Source organism: Nocardioides sp. Root140, assembly GCF_001426745.1.
Classification (GTDB): Bacteria; Actinomycetota; Actinomycetes; order Propionibacteriales; family Nocardioidaceae; genus Nocardioides.
Genome location: NZ_LMFI01000012.1, coordinates 183,141 through 198,006, shown reverse-complemented (window position 1 = coordinate 198,006; position 14,866 = coordinate 183,141). Strand labels below are relative to the sequence as shown.

The window sequence follows — 14,866 nt, the reverse complement described above, 5'->3', positions numbered from 1 at the left end:
GCAGGTCAGCCCGCGACGATGTTGACCAGCTTCGGGGCGCGCACGATCACCTTGCGCACGGTCTTGCCCTCCAGCGCCTTGACGATCGCGGGATCGGCCAGCGCCGCCGCCTCCAGGTCGGCCTCGGAGACGTCGGGAGACACGTCCAGACGGGCCTTCACCTTGCCCTGGACCTGCACCACCGCGACCACGGAGTCCTCGACCAGCAACGCCTCGTCGACCACTGGCCAGCCGGCCCGGGCGACCGTCGGCTCGTGGCCCAGTCGGTGCCACATCTCCTCGGCCGTGTACGGCGCGACCAGCGACAGCATGATCGACACCGCCTCGGTGGCCTCACGGACCGCCGGGTCGGCCGGGCCGCAGCCGGAGTCGATCGCCTTGCGGGTCGCGTTGACCAGCTCCATGATGCGGGCGACCAGCACGTTGAACCGGTACGACTCCACCAGAGCGGCACCGTCGTGCAGCGTCCGGTGGGTGACCTTGCGCAGCGCCACGTCGCCGGCCGCCGGGTCGGCGCCGGGCTCGGAGGCCACGTCGCCACTCAACCGCCAGGCGCGTTGCAGGAACTTCGCCGAACCGGCCGGAGACACGTCGGCCCAGTCGATGTTGTCCTCGGGTGGGCTCGCGAAGACCAGGGTCAGGCGTACGGCGTCGACACCGAACTCCGCAAGTTGGTCCCCCAGGTTGATGCCGTTGCCCAGGGACTTGCTCATCTTGCGACCGTTGTTGATCACCTTGCCCTGCGACAGGTACGCCGAGAACGGCTCGTCCCACGAGATCAGCCCCATGTCGCGCATGGCCTTGGTGAAGAAGCGGGCGTACAGCAGGTGCAGGACGGCGTGCTCGTCACCGCCGATGTACAGGTCGCACGGGCCCCACTTCTCGGCCAGCGCGGGGTCGAAGGCCCGGGTGTCGTCATTGGGCGACAGGTAGCGCAGGAAGTACCACGACGAGTCCACGAACGTGTCCATCGTGTCCGTGTCGCGCTTCGCGGGTCCGCCACACGTGGGGCAGGCGACGTTGACCCAGTCGGTGGCCGCGCCCAGAGGCGAGACCCCCTTGGGCTTCAGGTCCGCACCACGCAGGTCGGGCAGTACGACGGGCAGCTGGTCCTCGGGGACCGGAACCTCGCCGTCGACCGGGCAGTGGATGATCGGGATCGGGGCACCCCAGTAGCGCTGGCGCGACAGCAGCCAGTCACGCAGCCGGAAGTTGACCGTGCCGCGGCCCAGGCCGGCGTCCTGCAGGTAGGAGATGGTCGTCGACTTGGCCTCGTCGACCGGCAGTCCGTTGATGTCCAGCGGGGCGTCCACGCCGGCCGCGGGCGAGTTTATCGTCGGCCCCTCGCCGTGGAAGGCCTCGCCCTCGAAGTCGGCCGGCGGCTCGGTGGTGCGCACGATCGGCAGGCCCATCTGCGTGGCGAACTGCCAGTCGCGCTGGTCTCCGCCGGGCACCCCCATCACCGCGCCGGTGCCGTAGTCGGCCAGCACGTAGTCCGTGGCCCACACGGGGATCTGGGCACCGGTGACCGGATTGGTCGCCGTGACGCCCAGGTCGACGCCGGTCTTCGGACGGTCGGTGGACAGCCGCTCGATCTCGGTCTCCCGGCGGATCTCCTCGCGGTACGTCTCGAACTCCGTGCGGCGCTCGTCGGTCACCAGCTCCTCGGCCAAGGGCGCGTCGACGGCCACGACCATGAAGGTCGTGCCGAAGATCGTGTCGGGCCTCGTGGTGTAGACCGTGACGGGTTCGGCCCGTCCCTCGATCACGAAGTCGACGTGCGCACCCTCGGAGCGCCCGATCCAGTTGCGCTGGGCGTTGACGACCTTGTCCGACCAGTTCTCCTGCAGGTCGTCCAGGCAGTCCAGCAGCTCCTGGGCGTACGCCGTGGTGCGGAAGTACCACTGGGTCAGCTCGCGCTTGGTGACCTCGGCGCCGCAGCGCTCACACGCACCGTCGACGACCTGCTCGTTGGCCAGCACGGTCTGGTCGTTCGGGCACCAGTTGACCGGGCTGTTCTTGCGGTAGGCCAGGCCCTGCTCGCGCAGCTTCAGGAACAGCCACTGTGTCCAGCGGTAGTACTCCGGGTCGGAGGTGTGCAGCCGGCGGGTCCAGTCGAAGCTCAGGCCGTACTTCTTGAAGGACTCGAACTGCGTCTCGATGTTGGCGTAGGTGTACGTCGCCGGGTGGGTGTCGTTCTTGATGGCGGCGTTCTCGGCGGGAAGGCCGAAGGAGTCCCAGCCCATCGGGTTCAGGACCTCGTAGCCCTTCTGCCACCAGTAGCGTGCGATCACGTCGTGCAGCGCGGTGACCTCGGCGTGGCCCATGTGCAGGTCGCCCGAGGGGTAGGGGAACATCGTGAGGGCGTAGCGCTTCTCGCGGGGCGAGTCGTCGTGCGCGACGAAGGGCGCCAGGTCCTCCCAGACCTGCTGCCACCTGTCCTGCGTCGCCATGACGTCGTACGTCGCCTCGCGGTCGGTGTCGACCGAATCGACCTGTGTCCGCTCGACCTGCTCACTCATCTGTTTCTCCTCGTGTCATCCCGCGTCCCGCATGTCAGTTCCGGCCGGCATCCAGGCAGTGCCTCTCGCACTGTCTGAGTGCACAAAAAAACCCTCCGGGCAGGGAGGGTGGCCGCGATGATCGTTCTCGATCAGCGCGGCTGGCGAAGAAGCAACCGCTGAGACATGCCACCATGTTACCGCAGGTCCCAGCCGGGGATTGGCCGGTACGAGCCATGGGCAGAAGACATGCACACCGGGGGCATCCGCCCCCGCCGAACACTCAGCCGGAACACCCACACCACTCCGCCGAACACCGAGGGTCCCCACCATGCGCCTGCGCTCCGCACTCCCCGTCGTCGTCTGTCTCGCAGCCCTCGTCCTGACCGGGTGCGACAGCGGCGACTCCACCGAGTCGGCCGTGGCCGGCGACCCCGCCAGTGCGCCCACGTTGAACGTGCCCGAGCCGACGACCTCTCCGACCGACGGGCCGAGCCTGTCACCGACCGTCCCCACCTCCCCGACCTCGCCGTCCACGGACGCCGACGTCACACCCGGCGGCACGGTGCTGAAGTACGGCGAGACCGCCACCGTCGCGCTGACCGACAGCGGGGACGGCGCGCTCGTCGAGTACACCGTCCGGAACGTCGCGATCGGCAAGGCCGGACCTCTCGGCCGCAACGCCCTGGTGACCATCGAGGTACGCGCCGTCGACGACCTGGCCAGCGCGCTGTCGCTGGGCGCGTTCGACTGGAAGGGCATCGTCGACACCGGTGAGGAGACGGTCTTCGGCATCGAGGAAGGGTGCGACGGACAGCTGCCGGTCACCGCGGCCGGTGAGAGCGGCACCATGTGCGTGGCGATGTCGGTCCCCGACGATGCCAAGGCCGTGACCGAGGTCCAGTACTCCGGCCTCGGAATGTCCGGTGACCCGATCGTCTGGAAGCCCTGAGGCCGTTCCACGGCGAGCCGCCGGAGCGGGTCCGGACCGTGATACCAATGTGCGCATGAGCCTCTCCGACCTGTTCCGACTCGACGACAAGGTGGCCGTCGTGACGGGCGCCTCCAGCGGCCTCGGGGTCGCCTTCGCCCAGGGCTTCGCGGAAGCGGGAGCCGACGTCGTGCTCGGCGCCCGCCGCGTCGACCGCCTCGAGGAGACCGCCGAGCTCGTGCGCGCCGCCGGACGCCGCGTGCTCACCGTCGCCACCGACGTCGCCGACCAGGCCCAGTGCCAGGCCCTCGTCGACGCGGCGATGGCGGAGTTCGGGCGGGTCGACGTGCTGGTCAACAACGCCGGCATCGGCACCGCCGTCCCCGCGACGCACGAGACGGTCGAGCAGTTCACCAGCGTGATCGACGTGAACCTCAACGGCTGCTACTGGATGGCCCAGGCCTGCGGCCGCGTCATGGAGCCGGGCAGCTCGATCATCAACATCAGCTCGGTCCTCGGCCTCACCACCGCCGGGCTCCCCCAGGCCGCGTACGCCGCCAGCAAGGCCGGGCTGATCGGCCTCACCCGCGACCTGGCGCAGCAGTGGACCGGCCGCAAGGGCATCCGCGTGAACGCGATCGCCCCCGGCTTCTTCACCTCCGAGATGACCGAGCAGTACCCGCCGGGCTACCTCGAGCAGCAGCAACAGCGCATCCCGGCCGGGCGCAAGGGAGACCCGCGCGAGCTGGCCGCCACCGCGGTCTTCCTGGCCTCCGACGCAGCGGGCTACATCACCGGCCAGACCCTGCCGGTGGACGGCGGCATGACGATCACCTGAGCCGGCGGCGACGTACCGGTCGGCGTCACGGCTCGATCAGGCCCACCCTGATCGCGTAGCGGGTCAGCTCCGTGCGGTCGCGCATGCCCAGCTTGGCGAGCACGTTCTCACGGTGCCGCTCGACGGTCTTGACGCTGATCGTCAGCTCCCGAGCGATCTCCCGTGACGAGTGGCCCTCCGCGATCAGCTTCACGACCTCGTCCTCACGCGGCGTGAGCACGGCACGGGGCAGGCGCTCGCCGCGGCTCAACCGCGCGAGGTAGTCGCGCACCAGCGTCGACTCCGCGCCCGGGTAGAGGAACGACTCGCCACGCAGTGCGGCCCGGCAGGCGTCGACGAGGTCGCGGTCGGCCACGGACTTCAGCACGTAGCCGCTGGCGCCGACCCGCAGCGACTCGAAGAAGTACTGCTCGTTGTCGTGCATCGAGAGCATCAGGATCCGCGGCGGATCCTTGCGCCGCGAGATCTCGCGGGCCGCCTGGAGTCCGGTGAGCCGCGGCATCGCCACGTCGAGGATCGCCAGGTCGACCTCGGTGGTGCGCAGCAGCTCCACCGCCTCGGCTCCGTCGCCGGCCTCGGCCACCACCTCGAGGTCGGGCTGCTGCTCGAGGATCATGCGTACGCCGCGGCGTACCAGCGTGTGGTCGTCGGCCAGGAGGATCCGCGCCGACCTGCTCACCACGGCACCTCCAGGCGTACGACGGTGCCACCGCCGTCACGACGCTCGACGGCCAGGTTCCCGTGCACCAACGACGCCCGCTCGCGCATGCCGCGCAACCCCGTGCCGGTCGCGCCGGATCGGATGCCGCGGCCGTCGTCGGCCACCGTGAGGACGACGTCGCCGCCCACCTGCGCCAGCGACAGCTCCACCGTGGCCGCCTCCGCGTGCCGCGCCACGTTTGTCAGCGCCTCCTGGGCGACCCGGAAGACGACCAGCTCGACGGCGTCGTCCAGCACCGGCAGCCCAGGCATGATGCCGCGACTCACGTGGGTGGAGGTGTGCGTGAAGAGCTCGGTGGTCAGTGCGGCCAGGGCACTGCGCAGGCCGAGGTCCTCGAGCACGTGCGGCCGCAGCTGACGGGCCACGCCGCGCACCTCGTCGAGACTGGCTCGCGTGGCTTCGCGGGCCCGCTCGAGGGAGGCGGCGGTCTCGGGTGGAGCCTGTTCGGCCAGCGCGCCCAGCTCGAGGAGCACGGCGGTGAGCGACTGTCCGACGCCGTCGTGCAGCTCCTGGGCGATGCGGGCCCGCTCGGCCTCCTGTGCCGCGAGGGCGGCCAGGCTGCTGTCGCGCTGCGCGGCCTCGATCCGGCCCAGCAGGTCGTTGACGGAGATCGCGAGCTCCCGCGAGATGCCGGACTCGGGGACCGGCAGTCTCTCGATCGGATCGGTCGAACGGGCCCTGTCCAGCTGGGCGACGAGTCGGTCCAGCGGCCTCAGGTTGCTGCCGACGAGCACGGAGTTCGCCACGATCATCACGGCCAGGCCGACGGCCAGCACGATGACCTCGGACCACAGGGGGCGTGGCGACACGGTGGCCGGGGAGAACGCGAGCAACGCCGTACCGAGGGCGAACAGCACACCGTTGATCAGGATCACCCGTGAGGAGAGCGAGACACCGTGGGCGCTGGTCATGCCGCCATGCTCACGCACCCGTCCAAGCCTGTCCACGCAATCACGGCCTCGCAGGCAGTTTTGGGGAGCAGACCCCATGTGTTGTGGCGCGGCAGTCGCGAAGACTGGAGACCAGCGGGGCCCCGCCTCGATGTCCTTGCATCGGATCCGGCGGGGCCACCGCACCAGCACGGCGCACAGGAAGGGGCGAGGCATGCTCGTCGTGGTTGTCGGGCTCGTCGCGGTCTCGGTGCTGCTCGTGTGCGTCGCGGCGTTCCTGCGGCGTACCTCCGAAGCGACGCCGGAGCCGCACCGACTCTGGGCGGTCGCCTCGGCCAACACCACGGACGGGGTCACCGCGCGCACGGGAGTCGAGTTCGTGGTGCACCTGCCCGGGGCGGTGGCCGACGCCGGAACACTCAGTGACGCGGTGGAGGACCTGCTGCGCCGCGGGATCGCGGCCTCACCTGCCCATGCGCTCCCCTCGATCGGCGATGACCCGGCCGGGTTGTCCGGCGCCACCGTGGCCGGCGTCGCGATCGAGAGCGCGGTCGTCACGTCGTCCGAGGTCGAGGTCACCCCCGAGCTGCGCCGCCTGATGCTCGACCGCACGACGCCGCACGGGACCGGCTGACCGGATGGGCGCACCTCCCTCATGGATCTGAACGTGGCGATCCTCGGTGCCACCCTGGTCCTGCTGGCCGGGGTGGCAGCCGTCCGCGTGTCCGCCCGTGCCGGTGTGCCCAGCCTCCTGCTCTACCTGGCCATCGGCCTCGCGATCGGCGAGGCCGGCCTCGGCCTGCAGTTCGAGGACGTCGACCTCACCATGCTGCTCGGCACCCTCGCCCTGGCCGTGATCCTGGGCGAGGGCGGGTTCAGCACGAAGTGGTCGGTGATCCGGCCCGTCGTCGGCCTGGCCGGGGTGATGGCCACCCTCGGCGTCGCGGTCAGCGTCGCGGTGACGTCGGCCATCGCCTGGCTGGTGCTCGACGTCGACGTGCGTACGGCGCTCGTGCTCGGCGCGGTCGTGGGTTCGACGGACGCCGCTGCGACGTTCTCCGTGCTGCGCCGGATGCCGATCAGGCCGCGGCTGCGGTCACTGCTCGAGGCGGAGTCGGGCTTCAACGACCCACCGGTGATCATCCTCGTCACGGTGGTGGTCAGCGACGCCTGGGACACCGCGAACCCGTGGCAGATCGGCGGCCTGATCGTCTACCAGCTGACCCTCGGCGTGCTGATCGGCCTGGTCGTGGCCTGGTTCGGCCAGCACCTCCTGCAGCGCAGCGCGCTCCCCTCCGCCGGGCTCTACCCGCTGGCCACGATCGCGATCATGTTCCTGGCCTTCGCCACCGCCGGTGCGGCCGGGGCGAGCGCGCTGATGGCGATCTACGTCGCCGGCATGTGGCTCGGCAATGCCGACCTGCCCCACCGGCAGGCCACCGCCGGCTTCGCGGACGGTCTCGGCTGGCTTGCCCAGATCGGGCTCTTCGTCCTGCTCGGCCTGCTGGCCAGCCCCTCCCGCCTGCCGGAGGCCTTCGCGTCCGCGGCGATCGTCGGCATCGGACTGACCTTCGTGGCCCGCCCCGTCTCGGTGTTCGTGTGCACGTCCTGGGCCCGGATCCCCCTGCGCGAACAGGTCTTCCTGTCGTGGGCGGGCCTGCGGGGCGCCGTGCCGATCGTGTTGGCCACCATCCCCGTGGCACAGGGACTGCCTGCTGCGCAACGCATCTTCGACGTGGTCTTCCTGTTGGTCGTGGCATTCACGCTGGTGCAGGCACCGACGCTGCCGTGGCTGGCTCGTCGTACCGGCGTGACCGTGGACTCCACACCCGAGGAGCTCGAGGTCGAGTCGGCGCCGCTGGAGCACATGCACGCCCACCTGTTGCAGTTCCGGGTCCCGTCGGGGTCGCAGCTGCACGGGGTCTACGTGAGCGACCTCCGGCTCCCACCCGGTGCCGCACTCGCCCTGGTGCACCGCGACCGGGAGCTGCTCAGTCCCGACGTACACACCTCGTTGCGTGGTGGCGACCACCTGCTGCTCGCGGTCCCGGACGACGCCCGGCAGGCCACCGAGGAGCGGCTGCGCGCGATCGGGAACCATGGCCGGCTCGCGGTCTGGTACGGCGAACGCCCGGCGCCAGCCCCGGCCTGAGCGGGGTGCCGACGAGGTCAGTCGCGGACGACGACGACCGGGCCGGAGGCGTGCCGGATGCACTGGTCGGCCACCGAGCCGAGGACCAGGCTCTTGAACCCGCCGCGCCCGCGGCTGCCGACCACGAGCACGTCCGCGGTCTCTGCCGCCTTGATGAGTGCCTGCGCCGACGGACCGCAGGCGACGTGCACGTGCACCTCGATCGCGGAGTCACCGACGATGCCGGCCACCCGGGCCTTCTCTGCCTCGAGCGTGGCCTCCTCGAGCTCGAGCATCGATGGAGTGATGCCCAGCGGGACGTCGTCGGGCCTGATCGCACTGGTGAAGGTCCAGGCCCGGATCACGTGGACGGCGCAGCCCCGACGCGCGGCCTCGCCCACCGCGTAGGTGATCGCGGCGGCCGCGGATCGGGATCCGTCGTCGCCCACCACGACGCCGCCCTCGGGAGTGATGTCGCGGTTGAGCTGGTCCCTGACGCCTGCCATGGGTCAACCATGCACCATCGCTGCGGTCGACGGCGAGGGTTCGGAGTGGTTCGCCCCGGTTCGGCAGGTCAGGTCAGGCGACGCCCCGACTGCTGCTCCGGGTGCGTCCCACGACCTCGTCGATGACGTCGAGGATCGCGTCGGGATCGTCGATCATCGGCACGTGGCCGCAGTCCTTGAGCGGCACGTGGCGCGCCGCCGGGAGTCGCAGGCGCGCCGTCCGGGACTGTCGGTAGGGCAACAGCCTGTCCTTGGTCCCCCACGCCACCGTGGTCGGCACGTCGACCTGCTCCTCGAATGCGTACCCGACGCCCGAACGGGCGGTCGGGAAGAATCCGCTGCTGCGCTTCATCGCCAGGCAGTCCTGGTACGTCGCCCACGCCGTCATGCGGTCCGGATGGGCATAGAGCGGAGCACCGACCAGGCGCCTGCCCGCGGCTGACCCGGCGACCAGCTGGAGGACCCGATCGGGCAGGGTCGCCGCGACTCGCATGAGTACAAGAGGGACCAGCGCCTGGAAGCGGTCGACGCGGCCGAAGAACCCGGCCGGGCTGATTGCGGTCACCGACGACGCCAGACCACGGGCACCGAGCTCGAGGGCGATCGCGCCACCGAGCGAGTTGCCGACGACGTGCGGGCGGTCGATGCCCCACTCCGCGAAGTTCGCCGCGAGGTCGGCGCACGCGTGGTCCATCGTGTAGGCCACGCCCTTCGGGTAGCCCGGGGAGTCACCGAACCCGGCGAGGTCGAGCGCGATCACGTCGTAGCGGTCGGCGAGACGGTCGAAGAGCGGCGCCCAGGCACCGCGCCGGTGACCGATGCCGTGGATCAGCACGACGGGTTCACCAGAACCGGCGCGATCATGGACCAGGTGGGACAACTGCATGTCGACAAGCCTCCTGAAGTACGTGTTACGTGGAGTCTCACATACTTCAGGTACGAAGGGAACAGGCACGACCGGCATTGCTGGAGGGAATCACGCAGGTTCCGCGTGATTCCCTCCAGCAGATCGACTGCCTGCGACTGTCTACGGAGTGCCGGGGAAGCGGGCGAACCGGACCCGGTCGACCCCGCCGACCGTGGTGAAGGTGCCGCCGACCGACAGCGAGTTCGGCGTCGGGGTGATCGCCCAGACCCCCATGTCGCCACCGACGGGGTTCGGGTCCCAAGGGGTCACCGTGCCGTCCGAGGCGTTCAGCGAGGCCAGGAAGCAGCGCTTGATCTTGTAGGTGACGATCTGGGAGAAGTGCCCGCCGATGTAGACCTCGGTCGCCGTGGGGTAGATCGCCTGCGTGTCACCGCTGGTCTTGCGGATCCACACCAGGTCGCTGGTCGCCGTGTCGTAGGAGAAGAGGCGGTTGTCGGGCGTCGAGAAGTAGAGACGTGAGCCGTCCGGGGAGAGGCCCAGCGTGATCGAGAGGTCGCTGCCCTCGGCCGGGTTGAACGCCGTGGCGTCACCGGTGGTCGAGGCGATCGCCCCCACACCGAACGGACGGTCGAGCCCGCCGAGCTTGGAGAACGCACCGGCCGCATAGACGACCGCGCCGTCCGGTGACACCCGGATCGACTTCACCCCGGCATTGGCGCGGGAGCGGAAGTTCGAGATGACGTCACCCGACGAGCTCAGCGCCACGAGCGAGGCACGGACGGTTCCGTCGATGCCGCTGAAGGTGCCACCCACGTAGAGCCTGTCGGCGTACGTCGTCAGGGCCGAGATGCCGGGCGACGTGCCCGTCGTGTCGGCCTGCCAGGTCGGGAGCGCGGTCCCGGTCGCGATGTCGACCGCCGCCAGGTTGGCGCGGGCAGCGCCTCCGGCCGTCGTGAACCTGCCGCCCACGTAGACGGTCGTGCCGTCCGCCGAGCCGGCCAGTGCCCGGACGATGCCGTCGGTCGACGGGTTGAAGGTCGGGTCGAGGGTGCCGTCGGCGCGGATGGCGGCCACGTTCGCCCGCGGCTTGCCGCCGACCGTCGTGAAGTCCCCTCCGATGATCGTCAGGTCGCCCACCTGGGCGATCGCGTAGACGGGGCCGTTGACCCGGGGCGTCGCGTCCGTGGTCATCGACGGACTCGCCTGTGTCGGCTGGGCGAACATCATCAATGCCATGGCGACCGCCGCGATCACCGTGCGTCGCCCACGTCGAATCAACAGCTCAACGTCCATCGTGCGGCCTCCCAGCTCGACGCTTCGGCCGCACGGTGCGTCCAGTGTCACGTTAGGTTTCGGGACGCCCCGCGAGCATGCCGCAATTTGGTTACTTCGCGGGCCGCACGTGGGCCCACGCCGGCGACAAGCCAGGAAGACCGCCTGCCGGCGTGCCGTTGAACATGCAGTTCGCACCTTCACCCGCCCCGGTCACGCTCAACAGCCGGCTCGCGGAGCCCAACTGCATGTTGAACGGCACGGCTCCCGGTGCACCAACGCAGAACGGCCGCCCGAAGGCGGCCGCTCTGAGATTTGGTGGAGCTGAGGGGACTCGAACCCCTGACCCCCTGCATGCCATGCAGGTGCGCTACCAGCTGCGCCACAGCCCCATCATCACCAGCCTTGCGGCTGACAACGTCGGGAAGTTTAACCAACGTCCGGTCGAGATGCGAAATCGGGGGTCGGCACGGCACTTGTGCGGCGCTGTTGACGGATCGCACGTCGTACGACGCGTGTGGAGCGACCGTCACCTCGCGTCACCCGGGAGGGGTGGGACGGGCGGTCAGGTTGTAGGCCGCGAGCCGGAATCGACCACCCTCGTCGAGCTCCTCGAGCACCGCCCAACCGCAGTTGTCGAGGCCCTGGAGGCCGGAGGCCTGCTCGCCCGGCCAGTTGAGTGCGGCCATCAGCGCCACCTTCAGCGCCGCGCCGTGGGCCACGACCACGCCACACTCCCCCGCGGCCAGACCGGCCACGACGTCGTCGAGCCCGTCCGCGAAGCGGGACACCACGTCGGCAGTCGTCTCACCTCCGGGAACAGCCGTGAAGTGCCCGGCCCGGAAATCGGCGTACTCGGCCGGGAACTGCTCGGCGTACTCCGCCATGGTCAGCCCGGTGCGCGCCCCGAGGTCGAACTCGCGGAACCGCTCGTCGAGCCGCGCGTCGAGGCCGGTCTCCTTGGAGACGTACGCCGCAGTCTGGCGGGCGCGGGCCAGGTCGGAGGACCACAGCACGGTCGGTGCGTACGCCGCGACGTACGGCGCCACGGCGGACGCCTGCTCGTGCCCCGTGTCGTCGAGCTCGACGTCGGCATGCCCCTGCCCACGGCCGATCGCGTTCCACGCGGTCTGGCCGTGCCGGAGCAGGACGAGTCGTCGGGTCACTTCTCGTGGGAGACGACGTCTGCCGGCAGCTCGATGGCCGGACAGTCGCGCCAGAGTCGCTCGAGCGCGTAGAACTCGCGCTCCTCCTCGTGCTGCACGTGCACGACGATCTCGCCGTAGTCGATCAGCACCCAGCGTCCGTCGCGCTCACCCTCGCGACGGATCGGCTTGGCACCGATCTCGCGGAGCTTGTCCTCGATCTCGTCGACGATCGACTTGACCTGGCGGTCGTTGGAGGCCGAGGCCAGCACGAACGCGTCGGTGATCGCCAACTGCTCGGAGACGTCGAAGGCAATGATCTTCTGGGCCAGCTTGTCCGAGGCCGCACGTGCGGCGGCATGGACGAGCTCGACGGCATGGTCGGTGGCGGTCACTTCGTTGCTCCAGAGGGATAGAGGTCGTGCTTGGCGATGTATTGGACGACACCGTCCGGCACGAGGTACCAGACCGGTTCGCCGCGTTGCTTGCGGTCACGACAGTCGGTCGAGGAGATCGCCAGGGCGGGAATCTCGACCAGCGTCACCCGTTCGTGCGGGATCGAGGCCAGGGTCTCGGCCTCCATCTCGTAGCCGGGCCGGGTGCAGCCCACGAAGTTGGCGAGCTTGAACAGCTCCTCGACGTCACGCCAGGTGAAGATGTTGGCCAGCGCGTCCGCCCCGGTGATGAAGTAGAGATCGGCGTCGGGCAGCTGCTCGCCCAGGTCGCGCAGCGTGTCGATCGTGTACGTCGGACCGTCCCGGTCGATGTCGACCCGGGAGACGGTGAACCGGGGATTCGCCGCGGTCGCGATCACCGTCATCAGATATCGGTGCTCCGCCGGTGACACCACGCGATCCGACTTCTGCCACGGATCGCCGGTGGGCACGAAGATGACCTCGTCGAGGTCGAACCACGCCTGCACCTCGCTGGCCGCGACGAGGTGTCCGTGGTGGATCGGGTCGAAGGTGCCACCCATCACCCCCACGCGACGGCGTTCGCCCATGATCAGCTGTGCTCGCGCCCGCCGCCGATGGCAATCAGGATCAGCAGTGAGGCCAGCAGGAGGCCGAGCGCGATGGCGCCGACGACGTACGGGCTGACGGCGGGCTCACTGTGGGCCTCGGCGGCGATGATGGTCAAGGAGGTCAACGACATGGCCGCGATCCTATCGTGAGCCGGGCGTCGGCCACGCCACCGGACGCCGATCCGGATTCACCCGGCACCGGACTCAGTGGAACAGGCTGGTCAGGCCGGCCAGGATCACCCACGACTGGATGCTGCGTCCGACGAAGATGGTGGTGACGTACATCGTCATGTTGAACCGCAGGGCGCCGGCGATCGCACCCATCACCAGCAGGGGTGGCGCTCCGACCAGGGCGCTGGAGAACATGAAGGCTGCGGCCAACCTCGGCCGGGCCTCGATGCGCTTCTCCCAGCGGTCGAAGCTGTTCTTCCAGCGCTCGGACTCCATGCGCTTGCGCATCCACGGCAGCTGCAGCGACTTCTGCGTGCCGTGGTACCACAGCACCTTGCCCAGGGCCTGGCCCGCGCCCGCCGCAATGGCGACCGGGAGGGCGGCACTCTTGGGGATCTGGGTGGCGAGAGCCACCAGGTAGACCTCGACGTTGAAGATCGGCACGACGGCCGAGAGGATGCTGAAGCCGAGTGTGCCGAAGAACGCCTTCATGCCCCGGCTCCCCCGAGTCGCACCCCACGCATGACAGGGACGCTACAGGCTGTTGCCTCAGCGGATGTGACCGTCCCCCGTCACGACGTATTTCGTGCTGGTCATCTCGACCAGTCCCATGGGGCCGCGGGCGTGCAGCTTCTGGGTGCTGATGCCGATCTCCGCACCGAAGCCGAACTCACCCCCGTCGGTGAATCGCGTGGACGCGTTGACCAGCACGGCGGCCGAGTCCACGGCCGTGGTGAAGCGCCGGGCCGCCGCCTGGCTCTCGGTCACGATCGCCTCGGTGTGCTGGCTGCTGTTGGCGCGGATGTGCCGGATCGCCCCCTCGATGTCGGGGACGACGGCAGCCGCGATGTCGAGGCTGAGGAACTCCTCGGCGTAGTCCTCGTCGGTGGCCGGCACCACCCCGTCGTACTCACGGAAGCGCTCGTCGCCGTGGATCGTGACGCCCTTGTCCTGCAGGGCGTCGATGATCGTCGGCAGGAAGTCATCGGCGATGTCCTCGTGCACCAGCAGGGTCTCGGCCGCGTTGCACACACTGGTGCGGTGGGTCTTGGAGTTGACCACGATCGCGACCGCCTTCTCGAGGTCGGCGTCGACGTCGACGTAGACGTGGCAGTTCCCGACACCGGTCTCGATCACAGGCACCGTCGACTCGGCGACCACGCTGCGGATCAGGCCGGCGCCTCCGCGCGGGATGAGTACGTCGACCAGGCCGCGCGCCCGCATCAGCACCTTGGCGCCCTCGTGGCCCTCCCCCGGCACCAGCTGCACGACGTCGGGGTTGAGGCCGAGTCCCTCGATCGCCTCGCGGAGCACCTCGACGATGCGGGTGTTGGAGGAGAGCGCGGAGTTGGAGCCCTTGAGCAGCACCGAGTTCCCGGACTTGAGGCAGATGCCTGCGGCGTCGGCGGTCACGTTGGGACGGGCTTCGTAGATGATGCCGACCACGCCGAACGGCACCCGCACCTGGCGCAGCTCGAGGCCGTTGGCCAGCGTGCTGCCGCGCACCACCTCGCCGACCGGGTCGGCCAGCCCGGCGACGTCGCGGAGGCCCTGGGCCATGCCCTCGATGCGCTCGCGGTCGAGGCGCAGCCGGTCGATGATGTTGGGCGGCGTGCCGGCCTGCTCGGCCCGGGCGATGTCGTCGCGGTTCGCGGCCACGATGGACTCGGTCCCGGCCTCCAGCGCGTCGGCCATCGCCGCCAGCACGGCGTCCTTGGTCGACCTGGTGGCGATCGCGAGATCGTGGCTCGCCTCCCGGGCGCGCTCCGCGACTGTCCTGACGTCCTGCTCGATGCTCACTCCTTGAGCCTAGTCGGCGAACGACGCAACCATCGGGGTGTCTCAGGCGTCTGACACAGCAGGGAGTC

General features: G+C 69.9%; 16 protein-coding genes and 1 tRNA gene. 4 read left to right on the top strand and 13 right to left on the bottom strand.

Features of this window, described 5'->3' with window-relative positions:
- Positions 1-5: 5 nt before the first annotated feature.
- Positions 6-2,522 carry a leucine--tRNA ligase gene (leuS, locus tag ASD30_RS21025; protein WP_056686619.1) on the bottom strand — a complete coding sequence of 839 codons (2,517 nt, stop codon included), beginning with the start codon at positions 2,520-2,522 and terminating at the stop codon, positions 6-8.
- A 310-nt stretch (positions 2,523-2,832) separates the two neighbouring features.
- Here leuS and ASD30_RS21020 point away from each other — a divergent pair, with 310 nt between their 5' ends.
- Together ASD30_RS21020 and ASD30_RS21015 are read left to right on the top strand one after the other, a co-directional pair.
- Positions 2,833-3,453 carry a hypothetical protein gene (locus ASD30_RS21020; RefSeq protein WP_056686616.1) on the top strand — a complete coding sequence of 207 codons (621 nt, stop codon included), beginning with the start codon at positions 2,833-2,835 and terminating at the stop codon, positions 3,451-3,453.
- Between the two features lie 55 nt (positions 3,454-3,508).
- Positions 3,509-4,270, top strand: a complete 762-nt coding sequence (locus ASD30_RS21015) for an SDR family NAD(P)-dependent oxidoreductase (RefSeq protein WP_056686612.1) — start codon at positions 3,509-3,511, stop codon at positions 4,268-4,270.
- A 25-nt stretch (positions 4,271-4,295) separates the two neighbouring features.
- Here the strand turns inward: ASD30_RS21015 and ASD30_RS21010 are convergent, their stop codons facing one another.
- Together ASD30_RS21010 and ASD30_RS21005 are read right to left on the bottom strand one after the other, a co-directional pair.
- Positions 4,296-4,949 (bottom strand): response regulator, encoded by a 654-nt coding sequence (locus ASD30_RS21010; protein ID WP_056686809.1) that lies wholly within the window; start codon positions 4,947-4,949, stop codon positions 4,296-4,298.
- A complete protein-coding gene (locus tag ASD30_RS21005; RefSeq protein ID WP_056686609.1) occupies positions 4,946-5,902 on the bottom strand; it encodes a sensor histidine kinase in 957 nt (318 codons plus the stop codon). Before ASD30_RS21005 ends, ASD30_RS21010 begins: the two co-directional genes overlap by 4 nt.
- Before the next feature lie 193 nt (positions 5,903-6,095).
- Here ASD30_RS21005 and ASD30_RS21000 point away from each other — a divergent pair, with 193 nt between their 5' ends.
- Together ASD30_RS21000 and ASD30_RS20995 are read left to right on the top strand one after the other, a co-directional pair.
- Entirely contained in the window at positions 6,096-6,515 is a 420-nt protein-coding gene (locus tag ASD30_RS21000) for a hypothetical protein (RefSeq protein ID WP_056686606.1), read from the top strand.
- Positions 6,516-6,536: 21 nt separating this feature from the next.
- Entirely contained in the window at positions 6,537-8,033 is a 1,497-nt protein-coding gene (locus ASD30_RS20995; RefSeq protein ID WP_056686603.1) for a potassium/proton antiporter, read from the top strand.
- 17 nt (positions 8,034-8,050) lie between these two features.
- Here the strand turns inward: ASD30_RS20995 and ASD30_RS20990 are convergent, their stop codons facing one another.
- From ASD30_RS20990 to ASD30_RS20950, 10 genes are all read right to left on the bottom strand, one after another.
- The gene (locus ASD30_RS20990) at positions 8,051-8,518 is read right to left on the bottom strand and encodes a universal stress protein (protein WP_056686601.1); all 468 of its coding nucleotides are present in this window, start codon (positions 8,516-8,518) and stop codon (positions 8,051-8,053) included.
- 73 nt (positions 8,519-8,591) lie between these two features.
- On the bottom strand, positions 8,592-9,404 hold the full coding sequence (locus ASD30_RS20985) for an alpha/beta fold hydrolase (RefSeq protein WP_056686598.1): 813 nt from the start codon (positions 9,402-9,404) through the stop codon (positions 8,592-8,594).
- A gap of 141 nt (positions 9,405-9,545) precedes the next feature.
- Positions 9,546-10,679 (bottom strand): hypothetical protein, encoded by a 1,134-nt coding sequence (locus tag ASD30_RS20980; protein WP_056686595.1) that lies wholly within the window; start codon positions 10,677-10,679, stop codon positions 9,546-9,548.
- A gap of 295 nt (positions 10,680-10,974) precedes the next feature.
- Positions 10,975-11,050: transfer RNA gene (locus tag ASD30_RS20975), tRNA-Ala, on the bottom strand.
- 147 nt (positions 11,051-11,197) lie between these two features.
- Positions 11,198-11,824, bottom strand: a complete 627-nt coding sequence (locus ASD30_RS20970) for a histidine phosphatase family protein (protein WP_056686592.1) — start codon at positions 11,822-11,824, stop codon at positions 11,198-11,200.
- The gene (gene rsfS / locus ASD30_RS20965) at positions 11,821-12,198 is read right to left on the bottom strand and encodes a ribosome silencing factor (RefSeq protein ID WP_056686589.1); all 378 of its coding nucleotides are present in this window, start codon (positions 12,196-12,198) and stop codon (positions 11,821-11,823) included. Before rsfS ends, ASD30_RS20970 begins: the two co-directional genes overlap by 4 nt.
- Positions 12,195-12,806, bottom strand: a complete 612-nt coding sequence (gene nadD, locus ASD30_RS20960) for a nicotinate-nucleotide adenylyltransferase (RefSeq protein ID WP_056686586.1) — start codon at positions 12,804-12,806, stop codon at positions 12,195-12,197. The genes rsfS and nadD overlap by 4 nt, the downstream gene beginning before the upstream one ends.
- A gap of 2 nt (positions 12,807-12,808) precedes the next feature.
- The gene (locus ASD30_RS26750; RefSeq protein WP_156388885.1) at positions 12,809-12,958 is read right to left on the bottom strand and encodes a hypothetical protein; all 150 of its coding nucleotides are present in this window, start codon (positions 12,956-12,958) and stop codon (positions 12,809-12,811) included.
- A 73-nt stretch (positions 12,959-13,031) separates the two neighbouring features.
- The gene (locus ASD30_RS20955) at positions 13,032-13,490 is read right to left on the bottom strand and encodes a hypothetical protein (RefSeq protein ID WP_056686582.1); all 459 of its coding nucleotides are present in this window, start codon (positions 13,488-13,490) and stop codon (positions 13,032-13,034) included.
- 57 nt (positions 13,491-13,547) lie between these two features.
- The gene (locus ASD30_RS20950; protein ID WP_056686578.1) at positions 13,548-14,798 is read right to left on the bottom strand and encodes a glutamate-5-semialdehyde dehydrogenase; all 1,251 of its coding nucleotides are present in this window, start codon (positions 14,796-14,798) and stop codon (positions 13,548-13,550) included.
- Positions 14,799-14,866: the final 68 nt, after the last annotated feature.